Consider the following 14,716-nt stretch of genomic DNA (forward strand, 5'->3'; position numbering starts at 1 on the left):
AGAGCGGTATACCCGAGAAAGGTCCGGGTCTGGCAAGCGGCGCGGCCCCAGCCTCGGGCCCGTTGGGGAGGATTGACGCTCGTGATGGCCCAATGAGCACATTGGTGGGTGAAATGCCCCGCAGCGGTCAGACTTCGCTGCGCAGTTCCTCGAGATAGCGGGTGCCGCGCACGGTGAGGGCCAGCCGCGTCCGGCTATCTGGGGTGACCGTGGTAACCACGTAACCGACCAGCAGCAACGCGCGCAGGGCGAAACCGTCCTCGCTGCCGAATGCCTGCCATTGGGCGCTCTCTATCAGCGTCAGCAGCCGCTTGTAGTTAGCCTGGTCTTCCGTCATCGCTAGCCAGCCTCCGTTGCATCCATTGCACGTGCCGCCAGCTTACTCAAAAGCATCGACCAGGGCACAGGAAAAAGCATGCCGGAGGATCCCGAGCATGGAAGTGGCGGCTGCGGCCGAGCCGTGGAAAAACCAATGGCAGCAGGGAGGCGGTTTCGGCCAACATCAGCTATAGCTTTTACAGCCCCGGGCAATTTCAGCCGGTTTATTCCCCTGCCTTCTCATCATCGACCGTCAAGGGTGACTCCATGGCTTCCATCGAAGCGGTACTAGCAGGGCTCGACCCGCCCCTCAAACATGAAACCCACATGGAAGAAGGGCTGCTCAACCTGACCCTGATCGACCCCAATGTCCCCGCGCAAGTGATGCGCAGCCTGTCGCCCCATGAATACAAGGACAGCACCACGTTTCGCCTGCTGGTGCTGTATGCGGTCAACGAAATTCGTGGCAAGGGTTCCCATGCGCCACTGGAAGTGATGCCTGCCGTCGAGTGGGACTCGCACACCTGATTGCAGAGGGCTCGCCAGGCAAGCGACAGCTCGTCGCTGTGCCACACATTTTCTGAATCTTTCCTGCGTATCACAACTCAATGATGAGTCAACGCAGGAGATCACCATGCCGAACCCAACACTGTTCATCATTGACTACCGGCTCCATGGAGCGGAAAAGTCGTTCATCATCCGTCTACCGACCCTGAACAATGCCGATGCCTGGCATTGGGCAAGTTGTGATGCAGGGGTCGGGGTCATCCCCAAGTTCGGCCGCGAACGGGTGCAGAAAGTCAGCAAGCCCAAGGCCGAGCAGTATGGTATTACCGATGTGCGCTGGAGGCCGTCCGGCCAGCAGGCACGTGAAGAACTGGGAATCGAAACGGCTCATTGAGCCGTCCGATCTGTGCTTCGCTTCATCGCCTTGGTATCACCCGCTGTTGCAGGACCATGCCGGGGGTTGCCCACGCAACCCCCGCAGCCGATCCGCAGTCACCCTCGCCGCACCCTCGCTTTTTCATCGAACATCGGAATGATTCCTGATTCCGCTGAGCATATCCGCTTGAACTTCCCGGTTTTGGTATCCCTCTGCTGATAACCATCCCTGATCAAGAGGCTGAAGAACATGAGAGCACTTACCTACCACGGCGCTCACGACGTCAAGGTCGACACCGTTCCCGACCCCCAGCTGCAGGATGCCGACGACATCATTCTGCGCGTCACGGCCACCGCCATCTGCGGCTCGGACCTGCACCTGTATCGCGGCAAGATACCCACGGTCGAACACGGCGACATCTTCGGCCACGAGTTCATGGGTGTGGTCGAGGAAGTCGGGACCGGCGTCACTGCAGTCAGCCCCGGCGACCGGGTGGTCATCCCCTTCGTGATTGCCTGTGGCAGCTGTTTCTTCTGCAACCTGGACCAGTTCGCCGCGTGCGAGACGACCAATACCGGCCGCGGGGCAATTCTGAACAAGAAGTCGATTCCACCAGGCGCGGCGTTGTTCGGCTTCAGCCACCTTTACGGCGGCGTGCCCGGCGGGCAAGCCGAGTACGTCCGTGTGCCCAAGGCCAATACCGGGCCGTTCAAGGTGCCGGGCACTCTGGCCGACGAGAAGGTGCTGTTTCTTTCCGACATCCTGCCTACCGCTTTCCAGGCAGTGAAGAACACCGAGATCGGCCAGGGCTCAAGCATTGCCATCTACGGCGCCGGTCCCGTCGGGCTGCTGTGCGCTGCCGTAGCGCGAATGCTCGGCGCCGAGCGTATCTTCATGGTCGATCACCATCCCTACCGCCTGGCGTATGCGCAACAGGCCTACGGCGTGATTCCGATCAACTTCGATGAAGACGATGACCCTGCCGACACCATCATTCGCCAGACCCCCGGCTCACGAGGTGTCGACGGTGTGGTGGATGCAGTGGGTTTCGAAGCCAAGGGCAGCACCACCGAAACCGTGCTGGCGGCATTGAAGCTGGAAGGCAGCAGCGGCAAGGCACTGCGCCAGTGCATTGCCGCTGTGCGCCGTGGCGGCATCGTCAGCGTGCCGGGTGTGTACGCCGGGTTCATCCACGGCTTCCTGTTCGGCGACGCGTTCGACAAGGGCCTGACCTTCCGCATGGGCCAGACCCACGTGCAGCGCTATCTGCCGGAGCTGCTCGAGCACATCGAAGCGGGCCGCCTTACGCCTGAAACCATCATTACCCACCGCATGTCGCTGGAACAGGCTGCCGAAGGCTACAAGATCTTCGACAAGAAACAGGAGGACTGCCGCAAGGTCATTCTCACGCCTGGCGAGCCGACCATCGAAGCCCCGGTTGTCGAGCCTACCGCAGGCGTCATTCCGGCGCTTTGAGGTACCCCACAACAAGGCTGGGCAGTGCCCGGCCTTGGCCACTGCAAAGCAACGGACCGGGATCACCGATCGACATGGGATGAAACGAGCGCCGAGGGCCGTTGTCTAGAGCAGTAACACCCATTGATGTGAGTCATCCCATGTTGAAGTTTCTTGGCAGTACCGTCGGTATCATCTTCCTGATCGGCCTGGTCGTGGTCATCGGCCTGTTCAAGCTGGTCTTCTGAACCCTGTCGGGGCACTCATCGAGTGCCCCTGCCCTGCCTGGGCCGCTGTGCGCTCGCCGCTATCTCCAGAATATCAGCCGCCTTTCCCGCCACTGCCTGTCAAACGGCGCCCGCCATCGCCACTCCTTGCCGACCTTCCAGCTTGACCTGATACATTGCCTGATCGGCCGCCTTGAGCAAGGTGTCCAGATCTTCACCGTGTACGGGGCACAGCGAGATCCCGACGCTGCCCGACAGTGACAGCGCACCGACGCTGGTGCCGATTGGCAACTCGATCGCATCCAGCAGCTGCTGCGCCTTGAGGATCACGCTGTCCGGATTGGTCAGATCGGAGACCAGCGCGACGAATTCATCGCCACCGTAACGCGCGACCGTGTCGTAATGGCGCACCGTCTCGCGCATGCGTTTGGCGAGTGCCTGCAGCACCTGGTCGCCCACCGCGTGGCCGTGCTCATCGTTGATCTGCTTGAAATGGTCGAGGTCGATCAGCATGACCGCGAATGGGACGCCTTGCTCGGTCCAATGCTGAAGTGCCTGGGTGAAGCGGTCTGCCAGCAGGTAACGGTTGGGTAACTGGGTCAGGACGTCGTGGGTGGCCAGGAATGCCGAGCGCTCATGCTCCAGTTCGGCGGCCTCGATGGCCGAGAAATGCCTGACCAGCACCATCGGCACCACCACCAGGCTCGCCATCAATATTGCCAGAATCAACAGATTTCCCGGACCCAGCACGTCCATCAGGCGTAGTTGCCGTTGAAAGCTGAGGGAAACAGGTTGCGTAGGACTGTCCACGTACACACTGTCGGTCAGCCGCGGCAAGGCAAGTTCGTCCCACCAACGCCCCGCCACCGGCTCCATGGCGACCACCTGGCTGGGGCTGTCAGTGCTGTGCAACTGAGCACTCACTGCCACACGCGAGTCGCTGTTGTGGCGCACGATGGCACCGAGCAGTGCATCGGTCTTGATCAGCAGCATGGCCACCATGGTGCTGCCGAAGAAATTCGGCAAGGTGTGCTGGGTATCCTCATCGGGGCGCGACACCGACTTCATGAGAATGTAGGCGTTGCCGCCTTCGTGCAGGGCGAACACCGGCGACACCACTGGCAGCGGGTTCTGACGAATACGCGCCAGGGCGTTGGCCAGGTACGGCACGGTTTCCAGGCGCACGCCATAGATGACGCTGGCCTGCGGCAGCTGCGGCGACATGAACAGGATGGGCCAGGTCGCTTCCGCCATGGCTCGCGACCCGCCGACCCCAGGCTCGGCTGGCGCTACGCCCTTCATGTGCGCGTCTTTGACCTCGAAATTCTTCAACTCGAAATCGGGCAGCCAGGTGCGCCGCAGCAATGCCGTGAAATCGAATTGCTCGTCCACCGGGACGCTGCGCGCCACTTCCAGCATGTAGATGTGCGGGTACGCCGCCAGCACGGCCGCGCCGTAGCGGGCTGCCGCATCGGTATCGCTCTGCTTGACCGCCTGCAGGAATGCCGCAAAACCTGCCAGTACGGCATCGTTGGTGTCGAGCTGATTGCGTACGGTGCCGGCGATGCTCTGTACATACTCGGAGAAGCGGGTTTCCTGCCGCTGGATTTCGGACCGCAACAGCGAGAACGCCGAAAATACGATCAAGCCGAGCGCCAGGCCGATAAAACCTGCGAGCGATGGGCGGCGTCTGATCAACATCGTGGCAATATCCAACGCACGGGCGTGCACGGGCAGCAAGTTTCGGGGTCGTCGAAGGTCGTCATGTGTGGCTGCGTAAGGGCAGCAAAGAATGAGTTCGACGGTACACATGGCCGCCAGTCAAGGGATTGACCGGCGCCTGCAGAGCAAGCTAGCAAATTGCCATCTCAGCGTCTACAGCGTCTCGTCGCTATCGTGGAAGGACCCAAGCCTCGATCACGCGTATGCGGGTCGCGTCGAAGCAGCGCCAATGCGTCCAGCGCATTGAAAGTCTAGCAAGAAGCCTGTTTTTGCCGCTTCCACAGGCACCTCGAGGACCAACGCGAAACTGCCGTAGTTTGCTAAAACGGCGAATCGCAGAATCTGCGCACAGTAGCGACAGTGGCGTCTGTTGACGACAGGGCTGATGAGTACTTGGATAATCCCTACATGAACACAGTTGTGATGACGCCCTCCAGCCTTCTCGATAAAGCACATCACACAACCGCTTTGTGAGCTCAAGGTTGTTCAGAGCAGGGTTAAGACTTTACTTCATCCAGCACGACTGGCGTCTCGCCACTGAAGTCGATCCATGGATTGGTGCCCAGCAGATGGGCGTGGGGTACTTGCGCCTCATAACGCATGGTGAACTCTGCCGGACCATGACCGTAGGCCACTATCAAACCCTGCCTGGAATCCATAATGCCTGCGTGCATTCCCAGTCCGTGATAACTCACACGAACGGCCTTGTCGCCGAGGTCAAGCCTTTCGATCTGGAAACGCGCGATTGATCCATCCTTCAGCGTGAACCCCCAGCGGAAAGGGCCACCCGCGACGACCGTCATTACCTCGTCGACATCAGTACCATCATCGGCCGAGTTGACATGCATTCGGCCGTACTTTTCAAGCGCTGCCTTGTGAGCACGGGCATCCATGGCCTTCATATCGTAGACCTTTGGGTAGGGCCCCATGCCGTTTTCCTCGGTCAGGACACCACCACCAGTCACTGAGGGCAAACGACCTGCAAGTGTTACCTGTTCAAGAAGCTGGGGGGTGGTCAATTCGAAAGCTTTGATCAGGTCCTGCTTCTCAAGCTCGGTGAGCGCGCGCTCATATGACGCCGCCAGGATCGGGGCCGCTGATTTCGGCACTTCGACGGTCACAACGTGTACACCAATCTCTTCAAGTAACTCATTGACGTTTTTCAGCCCAATGACATCTTTTCGGTTGTCGCTGAACTTCAGTGAAACAACCTTGGTGGCCATTGCATTGTCAGACACCTTCATGGGCTCTGCCGCCGCTGCTGAGCACAACGTATCGTTCGCCTTCATCTCACTATCCTCTGTTGGAAGCAACAGCTCTGGTTTGAGATGAAAGTATCTGGCGGCGCTAGATTCATTGGAAATCGATGCTACGCACAATGCACATGCAGCCAATGAATAACGTGCCCGGATCCCACGGAACCGTTGTCGGTCGGTAGCCCAGGCAGCGCCGGCAACTGGTCACCTTTCGATTCTCACTTTGCCTATGGCTGGCTGCACATGAACAACACTTCTCGAAGCCAACGATGGGCCGGGTCGTGCTCCTTTCGAGAGTGCCACGCTTGCTGATAGTCCATCTGGGGAATTGTGAAGGGCGGTGCGAACCTCGCAAGCTGCCTGTGTCGATCAACCGAATCAGCGGCTCGACTCGCTACGGTCAGGACCAGGTCCGTACCGGGAAGAACATCGACTGCAGCGCCCCAATGCGGCAGGGCCAAGGCAATACGCCGTTCCAGTCCTCGCACGCCTAGAGCGCGTTCAATTTCATCATAGGCATCGGGACGCATCGCCACCATGACATGTGACCGAGCCAACCACGCGTTCAACGATAGGCAGCCTTCCTGTGGCAATGAATGCCTGTCCGCGACGCAGATGAAGTCCTCGACGAACAATGTCTGGACCGATATATCCGGCGCAACGTCAGTGAAGATACCAAGCGCCAGGTCCAGCTCTCCATCCTGCAACTGAGCCATCATGCCTTCCCGGCTTGACTGGCTTATTGCTAGATCAATACCTGGCGCAGTTTGCCGAAGGTGTTTGACCAGCGGTGGAAGGATGATTCTGGAGGCGTAATCCGACAGCGATAGCCGGAAACGTCGCTGCGCTGTCGCAGGATCGAAATCAGGAGAGGCAAGCAGTCCATTCAAACTGCCAAGTGCATCTTGCAAAGGGGTAACCAAGGACTGCGCCCGCGCCGTCAGAATCATCTTGCCGCCCTGTCTCACCAGAAGAGGGTCATCGAAATACTCCCGAAGTTGCGCCAATGCGTGGCTCACCGCTGGCTGACTTCTGTGCAAACGAACAGCAGCTCTGGTTACGTGCTTTTCGATGAGAAGCGCGTGCAAAGCAAGCAACAGGTTCAGGTCAATCTTTCTTAGTGCATCCATCAGAAGAATAATCCATGTGCATGCAAGTGATTTCCATCAGGTTAGCAGATGGATCAACCTTGGCTCTGCCCTTAATCGAGCCGTGCTTATGGAGAGCCTCATGCTGAATAGAACACTGCTGGTCGGATCACTTCCGCTTGCCATATCGGTGATGGCCGGGGTGCTGATTCCAGTTCAAGCAGCGAGCGGCGGCATGCTTGCGAGGCTGCTTGGCAACCCACTGTGGGGAGCGGCTGTGGCGCTTCTGATTGGATTCATCGTGCTCGCATCGACTGCGGTGACCATTCGCCTTCCCGCACCCGACTTCGTAGCAGCTTTTCAAGGCCCGTGGTGGATTTGGATAGGAGGGATCACTGGGGCGGTGTACGTGGCAACCTCGTTGTTCCTACTGCCGAAGGTCGGTGCTGCAAGCTTCATCCTGTGCGTGATTGCAGGCCAAATGGTCGCTGCGCTTTTGCTCGATCACTTTGGTCTGTTGGGTCTTGCGGTCAAGCCGGTGGGCTTTGGTCGGATTTCAGGCATTGCCATAATGCTGATCGGCCTTGCAATTGCTCAGTACAGCAGCGTGCAGACCAAACCGATGACGCAGACGGATGCTCAAAACACCGAGCACACATCGAATTGATGACCATACAACGACAAGCCGATGGCGATCGGCAACTGGACGAAAGAACTCTAAAAGCAGCTCATGGGCGCTCGCATCACGAACGCCCATGGCAACTTTGACGCTTCTACGGCGGCGTTACTCGCCTAAGACGATCAGCGACGCTTCTTGCTCACTGGCTTGGCCAGTTCGAACATCAGTACCGAACGTCCGGTGACGGCGTACTCGGTGCCGAAGTCGAACGACTCACCGGCTTCGAAGTCGGTCTGGTTGGTGTCCAGTTGCAGGATCCAGCGCTTGCCTTCCGGCACTTCCGGCAAGGTGAAGCCAACCACGTCATGGTGCGCGTTGACCACGATCAACAACGAATGGTCGACCCCGGCGCGGCGGATACCACTGGACTGGGTGCGGCCATCGAGCAGGATGCCCATGCAGCGGTTGCTGCCGTCCTGCCATTGCTCGACGCCCATCTCGCTGCCGTTGGGCTGGATCCAGCTGACATCCTTGATGCCCAGGCTTTCGTCGTAGGCACCGGTGAAGAAGCGATTACGGCGCAGCAGCGGGTAGCGATTGCGCAGCTCGATCAGGTACTTGACGAAGTCCTGCAGCTCGCTGCTCTGCTCGCTGATATTCCAGTCAACCCAGCCGATTTCGCTGTCCTGGCAGTAGGCGTTGTTGCTGCCACCCTGGGTACGAGCGAACTCATCGCCCGCCAGCAGCATCGGCGTGCCCTGGGCAAGAAACAGCGTCGCCAGCAGGTTGCGCATCTGCCGGTAGCGCAGCGCGACGATTTCCGGATCGTCGGTCGGACCTTCGACGCCGCAGTTCCACGAGCGGTTGTCGGAGTGGCCGTCGCGGTTGTCTTCACCGTTGGCTTCGTTGTGCTTCTCGTTGTACGACACCAGGTCGTTCAAGGTGAAGCCATCGTGCGCGGTGATGAAGTTGACCGACGACGCCGGCTTGCGACCACGACGGTTGAACTGGTCGCCCGAGCCCAGGAAGATTTTCGCGAAATCGCCGAGCATCTCGTCGTCGCCCTTCCAGAACGCACGGGAGATGTCGCGGAACTTGTCGTTCCATTCCATCCAGCCCGGCGGGAAGTTGCCCACCTGATAGCCGCCCGGGCCGCAGTCCCACGGCTCGGCGACCAGCTTGACCTTGGCCAGCACCGGATCCTGGCGGCAGGCGTCGAGGAAACCGCCGCCTTCGCTGAAGCCATGGGCTTCACGACCCAGAATCGTCGCGAGGTCGAAGCGGAAGCCGTCCACGCCCATTTCCGAACTCCAGTAACGCAGGGAGTCGGTGACCATCTGCAATACGCAGGGGTGGCTCATGTTCAGGGTGTTGCCGGTGCCGGTGTCATTGATGTAGTAACGCGCATCGTCTGGCATCAGGCGGTAGTAGTTGGCGTTGTCGATACCCTTGAGCGACAGGGTCGGGCCCATCTCGTTGCCTTCGGCAGTGTGGTTGTAGACCACGTCGAGAATCACTTCCAGGCCGGCCTTGTGGAAGCGCGAAACCATGACCTTGAATTCGGCGATCGACGAGCCGGCCATGAAGCGGGCATGCGGCGCGAAGAAGCCCAGGGTGTTGTAGCCCCAGAAGTTGTGCAGGCCTTTTTCCAGCAGATGGTTGTCATCAAGGAAATAGTGAACCGGCATCAGCTCTACCGACGTGACGCCGAGCGAACGGATGTATTCGACCACGTCGTTCTCGTGGAAGGCGGCGAAGGTACCGCGCTCGGACTCACGCACCGAAGGGTGGCGCATGGTGAAGCCGCGCACGTGGGTTTCGTAGAAAATGGTCTTTTCCCACGGCACGTTCGGCTTGGCTGTGTTGCCCCAGGTGAAGGCCGGATCGATCACACGGCAGCGTGGCATGAACGGTGCACTGTCACGCTCGTCGAACGACAAGTCGCCGTCTTCATGGCCCACGGTGTAGCCGAACAGCGCGTCGTCCCACTTCAATTCGCCCGAGATCTGCTTGGCGTAGGGGTCGATCAACAGTTTGTTGGCGTTGAAACGGTGGCCGTTGGCAGGGTCGTATGGACCGTGCACGCGGTAACCGTACAATGTGCCCGGGCGCGCATCGGGCAGGTAACCGTGCCAGATCTCGTTGGTGAATTCAGGCAGCGCGATGCGTTCGATCTCTTCGACGCCGTCGGCATCGAACAGGCACAACTCAACCTTGGTGGCGTTGGCGGAAAAGATTGCAAAATTGACGCCCGACCCATCCCAGGTCGCGCCCAATGGGTACGGCAAGCCCTCGCTGACACGGCTGGCGGGACGTTCCTGGCTTGACGCACTGTCATTCATTGATTGATCAGACATGATCAAACACTCCGGAAATAGGTTGAGCCTGAGCTCTGAGGTAGACGACCAAAACGGTCTACTGATAGAAGCGCGCGCAGCCGAACAGTTCAGGATATTTTTCAGCGTGGAATCAAGATGTGGTTAGCAGCCGACAACGCGAGATTGAACGCACTGGTTTATTGACGCTCTTAAAACAAGCTTTGCAAGAAGAGCGCAAGCGCCCTTGAAGAGAATGAGTTAACTCAATGCGTATCCTGCTGATAGAAGACGATCCAATCCTGGCGCTACTGGCCGAGATAGCTCTGGAGGAAGATGGCCATGAGATCATCGGTCCTGCGTATGACGTCGCCGGAGCGCTGTCACTTGCGCACGAGCATGTCATCGACGTTGCATTCGTCGACATCAATCTGGATGGACACGACGAAGGCGTAGGCCTGGCGCAGACGCTCTACGAGCAATTCAAGATCCATTCGCTGTTCGTCAGTGGCCAGATCGATGTGGCCAAGGCCAACAGCGGCTACGCGTTGGGTTTGCTGTCCAAGCCCTACAGCCCCAATGACCTGTCGCGCAGCGCACACATCGTGCATTCGCTGGTCAAAGGTGAACTACCCTTGAATCGACCGCTGCCAGTGCCCTTGAAGCTTTTCACAGAATCGCGCGGCCTATATGGAAAGAAGCATGAGTAAACCCACAGATCTCCCGGGCATGGGACCAGGACTTGGTGAAACCGAGTTTCGCGAGTTGGCTGACAACGCGCCGGTATTGATCTGGCGCGCGGGTACCGACAAACAGTGCGACTGGTTCAACAAGCCTTGGCTCGACTTCACCGGCAAGACTCAGGACCAGCTCTGCGGCTATGGCTGGGGCGACGACGTGCACCCCGATGACCTGGAGATGTGCACGCGCAATTACGAACAGGCCTTCGACGCCCGCGAGTCCTTCACTACCCCGTATCGCCTGCGTCGCCACGACGGCAGCTACCGATGGTTTCTCGACCACGGCGCGCCGTTCTATCGCCTGGGGGTGTTCGCCGGCTACTTCGGCAGCTGCACCGACATCACCGCCCAGAAAGAGCTCGAGGCACACCAGGACGTTCTGGTTTCCGAACTCAACCATCGGGTCAAGAACAACCTGCAGCTGATCATCGCTTTCCTGCAGATGTCCAAGCTGCGCGCCCAGGGCGACGAAGCGCGGCAGTTGCTCGAATCGGCCATCGCGCGTATCCAGGGCGTGGGCACGGTCCAGGCCGAGCTGTATCGCAGTGCGTCCGGCACCGTGGATCTGGCGCATTACCTTCCTCACTTGGTACGGGCATCGATCCAGGCCGAGCGCGACGACAGCATTCACCTCACCGTCGATACCGAAACTGCCCACGCCCCGTTCAAGCTGGCTTCGGACCTGGGCTTGATCGTCAACGAGCTGGTGGCCAACGCCATCCATCACGGCAACCAGCGCACCACCCATATCCACTTTGCACTCAAGCGTCTCGGTACAGGTGACCTGCAGTTGACGGTGAGCGATCGCGGACCAGGCTTCTCCCCGGCGCAATTGTCGAATGCAGGCGCGTCGGGGTCCAAGCTCAGTGGCCAGGGGTTGATCGGCGCGCTGGCCAGGCGTTGCGGTGCGGTTCTCAACCGCAGCAACGCAGAGGGCGCCGTGGTTACCTTGACCTTGCCGCACCCCTAGACAGTGCGGTTGCGCGCTACAGCGGGCTGCCCTCGTCGGTCTTGATCAAGCCACCCAGAATGTCGCTGCCATCGCTGCCCGCCAGCGCTGCGTACCATTGCCGGGTTTCTTCCGGCACTTCACCGTGGATGATCGCCGCCCGCTGGCGCGCCTTGACCACCAGACCGGCGACCCGCTCCGCGCGTGCAGCCTCATAGGCCGCCAACGCGGCTGCCGGAGTCAGCTCGCGTTCGATGCAGCGGGCCAGCACCCAGGCATCTTCCATGGCCTGGCAACCGCCCTGCCCTATGTTGGGGGTCATTGCATGGGCCGCGTCCCCCAGCAGCGCAACCCTCGTGCCGACCAAATGGGGGACTCGCTCGGTGTCATGGATTTCCACTCGCGCAACGCTGGCCGGATCCAGCCGTTGCAGAAGACGCTGCACCGGGTCGGGCCAGCCGGCGAATTGCTGCTCGAGTTCGGCGCGATAGCCTTCACGGACGTTGGCCGTTCCTGCCGGCAACGGTACGTCGAAGAAGAAATACAACTCACCGTTCCCCATGGGCATCAACGACACCCGCTTGTGGTCGCCCACGTACTGCACCCATTCATCGGCGGGTGCCAGGTCGGGAGCCGACTGGATGCGACCATTCCAATTGACGTAGCCGCAATAGCGCCGCGGAATCGAGCGCCCGGCAATCTTGTCGCGCAACAGCGAGTGTGTGCCGTTTGCCGCTATCAGCAGGTCGGCTGTCACCGTTTCACCCGTCGACAGCATGATTTGCACATGGGTCTGGCTTTCTTCGTAGTCCAGGCACGCAACCCCCAAGGTCACGTTCTGCATCCCGACCGCCTCCAGAAGGATGCCTTGCAGGCGTGCGCGTGCAATCGGAAACGCACGCCGCCGAGCATGGCTATACAAGGGTTGCAGGTCGAAACGGGTGAGCAGGCGGCCTTGGTGGTCGCTGTAACTCATGGTCTGCATATGGCCACCTGCACGCTCGATGGACTCACCCAGACCCAGTGCATCCAGCACCCGCACACCGTTGGGCCAGATGGAAATAGCCGCGCCGACCGGCGCCAGTTCGGCCGCACGTTCGTAGACGTGAACCCGGTGACCAGCCTGTTGCAGGGCCGCAGCGGCACTGAGGCCGCCCATGCCGGCACCGGCGATGACGATATTCAAGGATTCCATGGCTTCTCCACTGAGATCGGTTTGATCCGAGACCGTGCAAAAAGCTGTCCAAGTGATCAGGAACCGTTATCAGCCGAGATTACGCCGACAAGCCAGGTGTGCCCATTGAAAGCTGGCGTCAAACCGGTGCGTCGCTGCCGCGTGCGCACCGGTTTGCAGCGTCTGGACTCAGCGCAGGAGGTTGTTCTTGGCCAGACTGACCAGTTCCTTGGCTCGCCCGTCGAGTACCGCACGCATCATGAACAAGCCGAAGCCCTTGACGTTGGCTGCCGTGATTTCCGGCGGCATGATCAATTCCTGACGCTCGCTGACCACATCCACCAACACCGGCCCATCATGCTCGAACGCCTCGATCAGGGCGGCACGCAGATCCTGCGGTTTCTCCACACGGATGCCCTTGATACCCATGCCCTGAGCGAACGTGGCGAAGTTCGGATTCTTCAGCTCGCAGCCCACGTCCACCAGACCGCTGGCCTTCATTTCCATTTCGACGAAGCCCAGCGTGCCGTTGTTAAGCACGATGACCTTGACCGGTAGGTTGGCCTGGCTGAGGGTCAGGAAGTCACCCATCATCATGGCGAAGCCGCCGTCGCCGGACATCGACACCACCTGGCGGTCGGGGTAGGCCGCCTGTGCGCCGATGGCCTGGAGCATGGCGTTGGCCATAGAGCCATGGTTGAACGAGCCGATCAGGCGGCGCTTGCCGTTCATTTTCAGGTAGCGGGCGGCCCAGGCGGTGGGCGTGCCCACATCGCAGGTGAATACCGCATCGTCGGCGGCCAGCTCGCTGACCAATCGGCTGACGTATTGTGGGTGGATGATCGTGCTGTTCGGGCCGCTCTCGGCGAGGTCGTCGAGGCCCTTTCGCGCGCTGTCGTAGTCCGCCAGCGCCTTGTTCAAGTGCATGGTGTCGGTGCGTTCTTCAAGGCGTGGCAACAGTTGCTGCACGGTGTGCTTGATGTCGCCGATCAGACCGATAGCCAGTGGGCAGCGATTGCCCAATGCCTCAGGCTGCAAATCGATCTGGGCAATGCGCGAGTGCTCAGGAAAGAACTGCCGGTACGGAAAGTTGGTGCCGAGCATCAGCAGAGTGTCGCATTCCTTCATGGCATTGAAGCCGGAAGCGAAGCCGATCAGCCCAGTCATGCCCACGTCGTAGGGATTGTCGTATTCCAGGTGCTCCTTGCCACGCAGGGCGTGCACGATGGGCGCCTTGAGCTGCTTGGCCAGTGCCACGACTTCGCTGTGTGCACCTGCGCACCCGGCACCGCACAACAGGGTGACGCGCTTGCCACCGTTGAGAAACCGGGCGAGCTCGTCGAGTTGCCCCGGCGCCGGAACGACCACTGGCGCCTGTGGTGCAATCCACTGGCTGACCGGCGCGTCGAGCGAGCTCAGCGCCACATCGCCCGGAATCACTACCACGGCAACGCCGCGGCGACTGATGGCAACGCGCATGGCCCGCTCCAGAATCTGCGGCAATTGCTCGGGGCGCGAGACCAGTTCTACATAATGGCTGCAGTCTTTGAACAACGACTCGGGATGGGTCGCCTGGAAGTAGTCTATGCCGATCTCGCTGCTGGGAATGTGCGCTGCAATCGCCAGCACCGGCACGCCGCTGCGATGACAGTCGAACAAGCCGTTGATCAAATGCAGGTTGCCCGGTCCGCAGCTGCCGGCACAGACCGCCAGTTCACCGGTCAGGTGCGCCTCGCCGCCAGCGGCGAAGGCCCCGGCCTCTTCGTTGCGCATGTGTATCCAATCCAGCCCGCCCAACCGACGCATTGAATCGGTCAGGCCATTCAAGGAATCACCCACTACGCCATAGATGCGTTTGACACCTGCGTGCTTGAGGGTATTGACCATGAAATCGGCTGCAGTGGACATTTGGCGCTCCTTTGAAAATATAAGTTCAAGGGCTCTGAGTACCGCCACGCCGAGGGTGTTCC

At 60.0% G+C, this 14,716-nt stretch carries 14 protein-coding genes; 7 read left to right on the top strand and 7 right to left on the bottom strand.

The window, feature by feature from the left end; genetic code table 11:
* Positions 1-127 precede the first annotated feature (127 nt).
* Positions 128-337, bottom strand: a complete 210-nt coding sequence (locus IFT44_RS04265; RefSeq protein WP_122477353.1) for a hypothetical protein — start codon at positions 335-337, stop codon at positions 128-130.
* Between the two features lie 248 nt (positions 338-585).
* Here IFT44_RS04265 and IFT44_RS04270 point away from each other — a divergent pair, with 248 nt between their 5' ends.
* The 4 genes from IFT44_RS04270 to IFT44_RS21300 all read left to right on the top strand — a co-directional run bounded on the left by IFT44_RS04270 (position 586) and on the right by IFT44_RS21300 (position 2,904).
* Positions 586-846, top strand: coding sequence for a hypothetical protein (locus IFT44_RS04270; RefSeq protein ID WP_163007545.1), 261 nt, complete (start codon positions 586-588; stop codon positions 844-846).
* 106 nt (positions 847-952) lie between these two features.
* Positions 953-1,219 carry a DUF6555 family protein gene (locus IFT44_RS04275; RefSeq protein WP_122477350.1) on the top strand — a complete coding sequence of 89 codons (267 nt, stop codon included), beginning with the start codon at positions 953-955 and terminating at the stop codon, positions 1,217-1,219.
* 231 nt (positions 1,220-1,450) lie between these two features.
* The gene (locus tag IFT44_RS04280; protein WP_192175470.1) at positions 1,451-2,677 is read left to right on the top strand and encodes a zinc-dependent alcohol dehydrogenase; all 1,227 of its coding nucleotides are present in this window, start codon (positions 1,451-1,453) and stop codon (positions 2,675-2,677) included.
* A gap of 128 nt (positions 2,678-2,805) precedes the next feature.
* Positions 2,806-2,904 (top strand): hypothetical protein, encoded by a 99-nt coding sequence (locus IFT44_RS21300; protein ID WP_446730936.1) that lies wholly within the window; start codon positions 2,806-2,808, stop codon positions 2,902-2,904.
* Between the two features lie 99 nt (positions 2,905-3,003).
* Here IFT44_RS21300 and IFT44_RS04285 read toward each other — a convergent pair whose 3' ends face one another.
* The 3 genes from IFT44_RS04285 to IFT44_RS04295 all read right to left on the bottom strand — a co-directional run bounded on the left by IFT44_RS04285 (position 3,004) and on the right by IFT44_RS04295 (position 6,991).
* On the bottom strand, positions 3,004-4,584 hold the full coding sequence (locus IFT44_RS04285; RefSeq protein WP_192059863.1) for a GGDEF domain-containing protein: 1,581 nt from the start codon (positions 4,582-4,584) through the stop codon (positions 3,004-3,006).
* 518 nt (positions 4,585-5,102) lie between these two features.
* Positions 5,103-5,894 carry a hypothetical protein gene (locus IFT44_RS04290; protein ID WP_199861458.1) on the bottom strand — a complete coding sequence of 264 codons (792 nt, stop codon included), beginning with the start codon at positions 5,892-5,894 and terminating at the stop codon, positions 5,103-5,105.
* A 194-nt stretch (positions 5,895-6,088) separates the two neighbouring features.
* Positions 6,089-6,991, bottom strand: a complete 903-nt coding sequence (locus tag IFT44_RS04295) for a LysR family transcriptional regulator (RefSeq protein ID WP_192175471.1) — start codon at positions 6,989-6,991, stop codon at positions 6,089-6,091.
* A 100-nt stretch (positions 6,992-7,091) separates the two neighbouring features.
* Here IFT44_RS04295 and IFT44_RS04300 point away from each other — a divergent pair, with 100 nt between their 5' ends.
* Positions 7,092-7,616, top strand: coding sequence for a DMT family transporter (locus IFT44_RS04300; protein WP_199861459.1), 525 nt, complete (start codon positions 7,092-7,094; stop codon positions 7,614-7,616).
* Between the two features lie 134 nt (positions 7,617-7,750).
* On the opposite strand, the gene glgX is transcribed toward IFT44_RS04300, so the two are convergent.
* Complete coding sequence (glgX, locus tag IFT44_RS04305; RefSeq protein ID WP_240998755.1) at positions 7,751-9,925, bottom strand: glycogen debranching protein GlgX; 2,175 nt, start codon at positions 9,923-9,925, stop codon at positions 7,751-7,753.
* A gap of 227 nt (positions 9,926-10,152) precedes the next feature.
* On the opposite strand from glgX, the gene IFT44_RS04310 reads away from it, so the two are divergent.
* Both IFT44_RS04310 and IFT44_RS04315 read left to right on the top strand, forming a co-directional pair.
* Positions 10,153-10,593 (top strand): response regulator, encoded by a 441-nt coding sequence (locus tag IFT44_RS04310; protein WP_122477343.1) that lies wholly within the window; start codon positions 10,153-10,155, stop codon positions 10,591-10,593.
* Positions 10,586-11,593, top strand: coding sequence for a sensor histidine kinase (locus tag IFT44_RS04315; protein ID WP_192175473.1), 1,008 nt, complete (start codon positions 10,586-10,588; stop codon positions 11,591-11,593). The genes IFT44_RS04310 and IFT44_RS04315 overlap by 8 nt, the downstream gene beginning before the upstream one ends.
* 16 nt (positions 11,594-11,609) lie before the next feature.
* On the opposite strand, the gene hpxO is transcribed toward IFT44_RS04315, so the two are convergent.
* Positions 11,610-12,767 (bottom strand): FAD-dependent urate hydroxylase HpxO, encoded by a 1,158-nt coding sequence (gene hpxO / locus IFT44_RS04320; protein ID WP_192175474.1) that lies wholly within the window; start codon positions 12,765-12,767, stop codon positions 11,610-11,612.
* Between the two features lie 168 nt (positions 12,768-12,935).
* Entirely contained in the window at positions 12,936-14,654 is a 1,719-nt protein-coding gene (gene poxB / locus IFT44_RS04325; RefSeq protein ID WP_185793029.1) for a ubiquinone-dependent pyruvate dehydrogenase, read from the bottom strand.
* Positions 14,655-14,716 lie beyond the last annotated feature (62 nt).

The sequence above is a fragment of the Pseudomonas sp. CFBP 13710 genome, assembly GCF_014842235.1.
Taxonomy (GTDB): Bacteria; Pseudomonadota; Gammaproteobacteria; order Pseudomonadales; family Pseudomonadaceae; genus Aquipseudomonas; species Aquipseudomonas baltica.

Coding starts and splice junctions, on each gene's coding strand:
- IFT44_RS04270 (WP_163007545.1), top strand. CDS start 586: ATGGCTTCCATCGAAGCGGTACTAGCAGGGCTCGACCCGCCCCTCAAA.
- IFT44_RS04275 (WP_122477350.1), top strand. CDS start 953: ATGCCGAACCCAACACTGTTCATCATTGACTACCGGCTCCATGGAGCG.
- IFT44_RS04310 (WP_122477343.1), top strand. CDS start 10,153: ATGCGTATCCTGCTGATAGAAGACGATCCAATCCTGGCGCTACTGGCC.
- glgX (WP_240998755.1), bottom strand. CDS start 9,925: ATGTCTGATCAATCAATGAATGACAGTGCGTCAAGCCAGGAACGTCCC.
- IFT44_RS04300 (WP_199861459.1), top strand. CDS start 7,092: ATGCTGAATAGAACACTGCTGGTCGGATCACTTCCGCTTGCCATATCG.
- IFT44_RS04290 (WP_199861458.1), bottom strand. CDS start 5,894: ATGAAGGCGAACGATACGTTGTGCTCAGCAGCGGCGGCAGAGCCCATG.
- IFT44_RS04315 (WP_192175473.1), top strand. CDS start 10,586: ATGAGTAAACCCACAGATCTCCCGGGCATGGGACCAGGACTTGGTGAA.
- IFT44_RS04280 (WP_192175470.1), top strand. CDS start 1,451: ATGAGAGCACTTACCTACCACGGCGCTCACGACGTCAAGGTCGACACC.
- poxB (WP_185793029.1), bottom strand. CDS start 14,654: ATGTCCACTGCAGCCGATTTCATGGTCAATACCCTCAAGCACGCAGGT.
- IFT44_RS04265 (WP_122477353.1), bottom strand. CDS start 337: ATGACGGAAGACCAGGCTAACTACAAGCGGCTGCTGACGCTGATAGAG.
- IFT44_RS04295 (WP_192175471.1), bottom strand. CDS start 6,991: ATGGATGCACTAAGAAAGATTGACCTGAACCTGTTGCTTGCTTTGCAC.
- hpxO (WP_192175474.1), bottom strand. CDS start 12,767: ATGGAATCCTTGAATATCGTCATCGCCGGTGCCGGCATGGGCGGCCTC.
- IFT44_RS04285 (WP_192059863.1), bottom strand. CDS start 4,584: ATGTTGATCAGACGCCGCCCATCGCTCGCAGGTTTTATCGGCCTGGCG.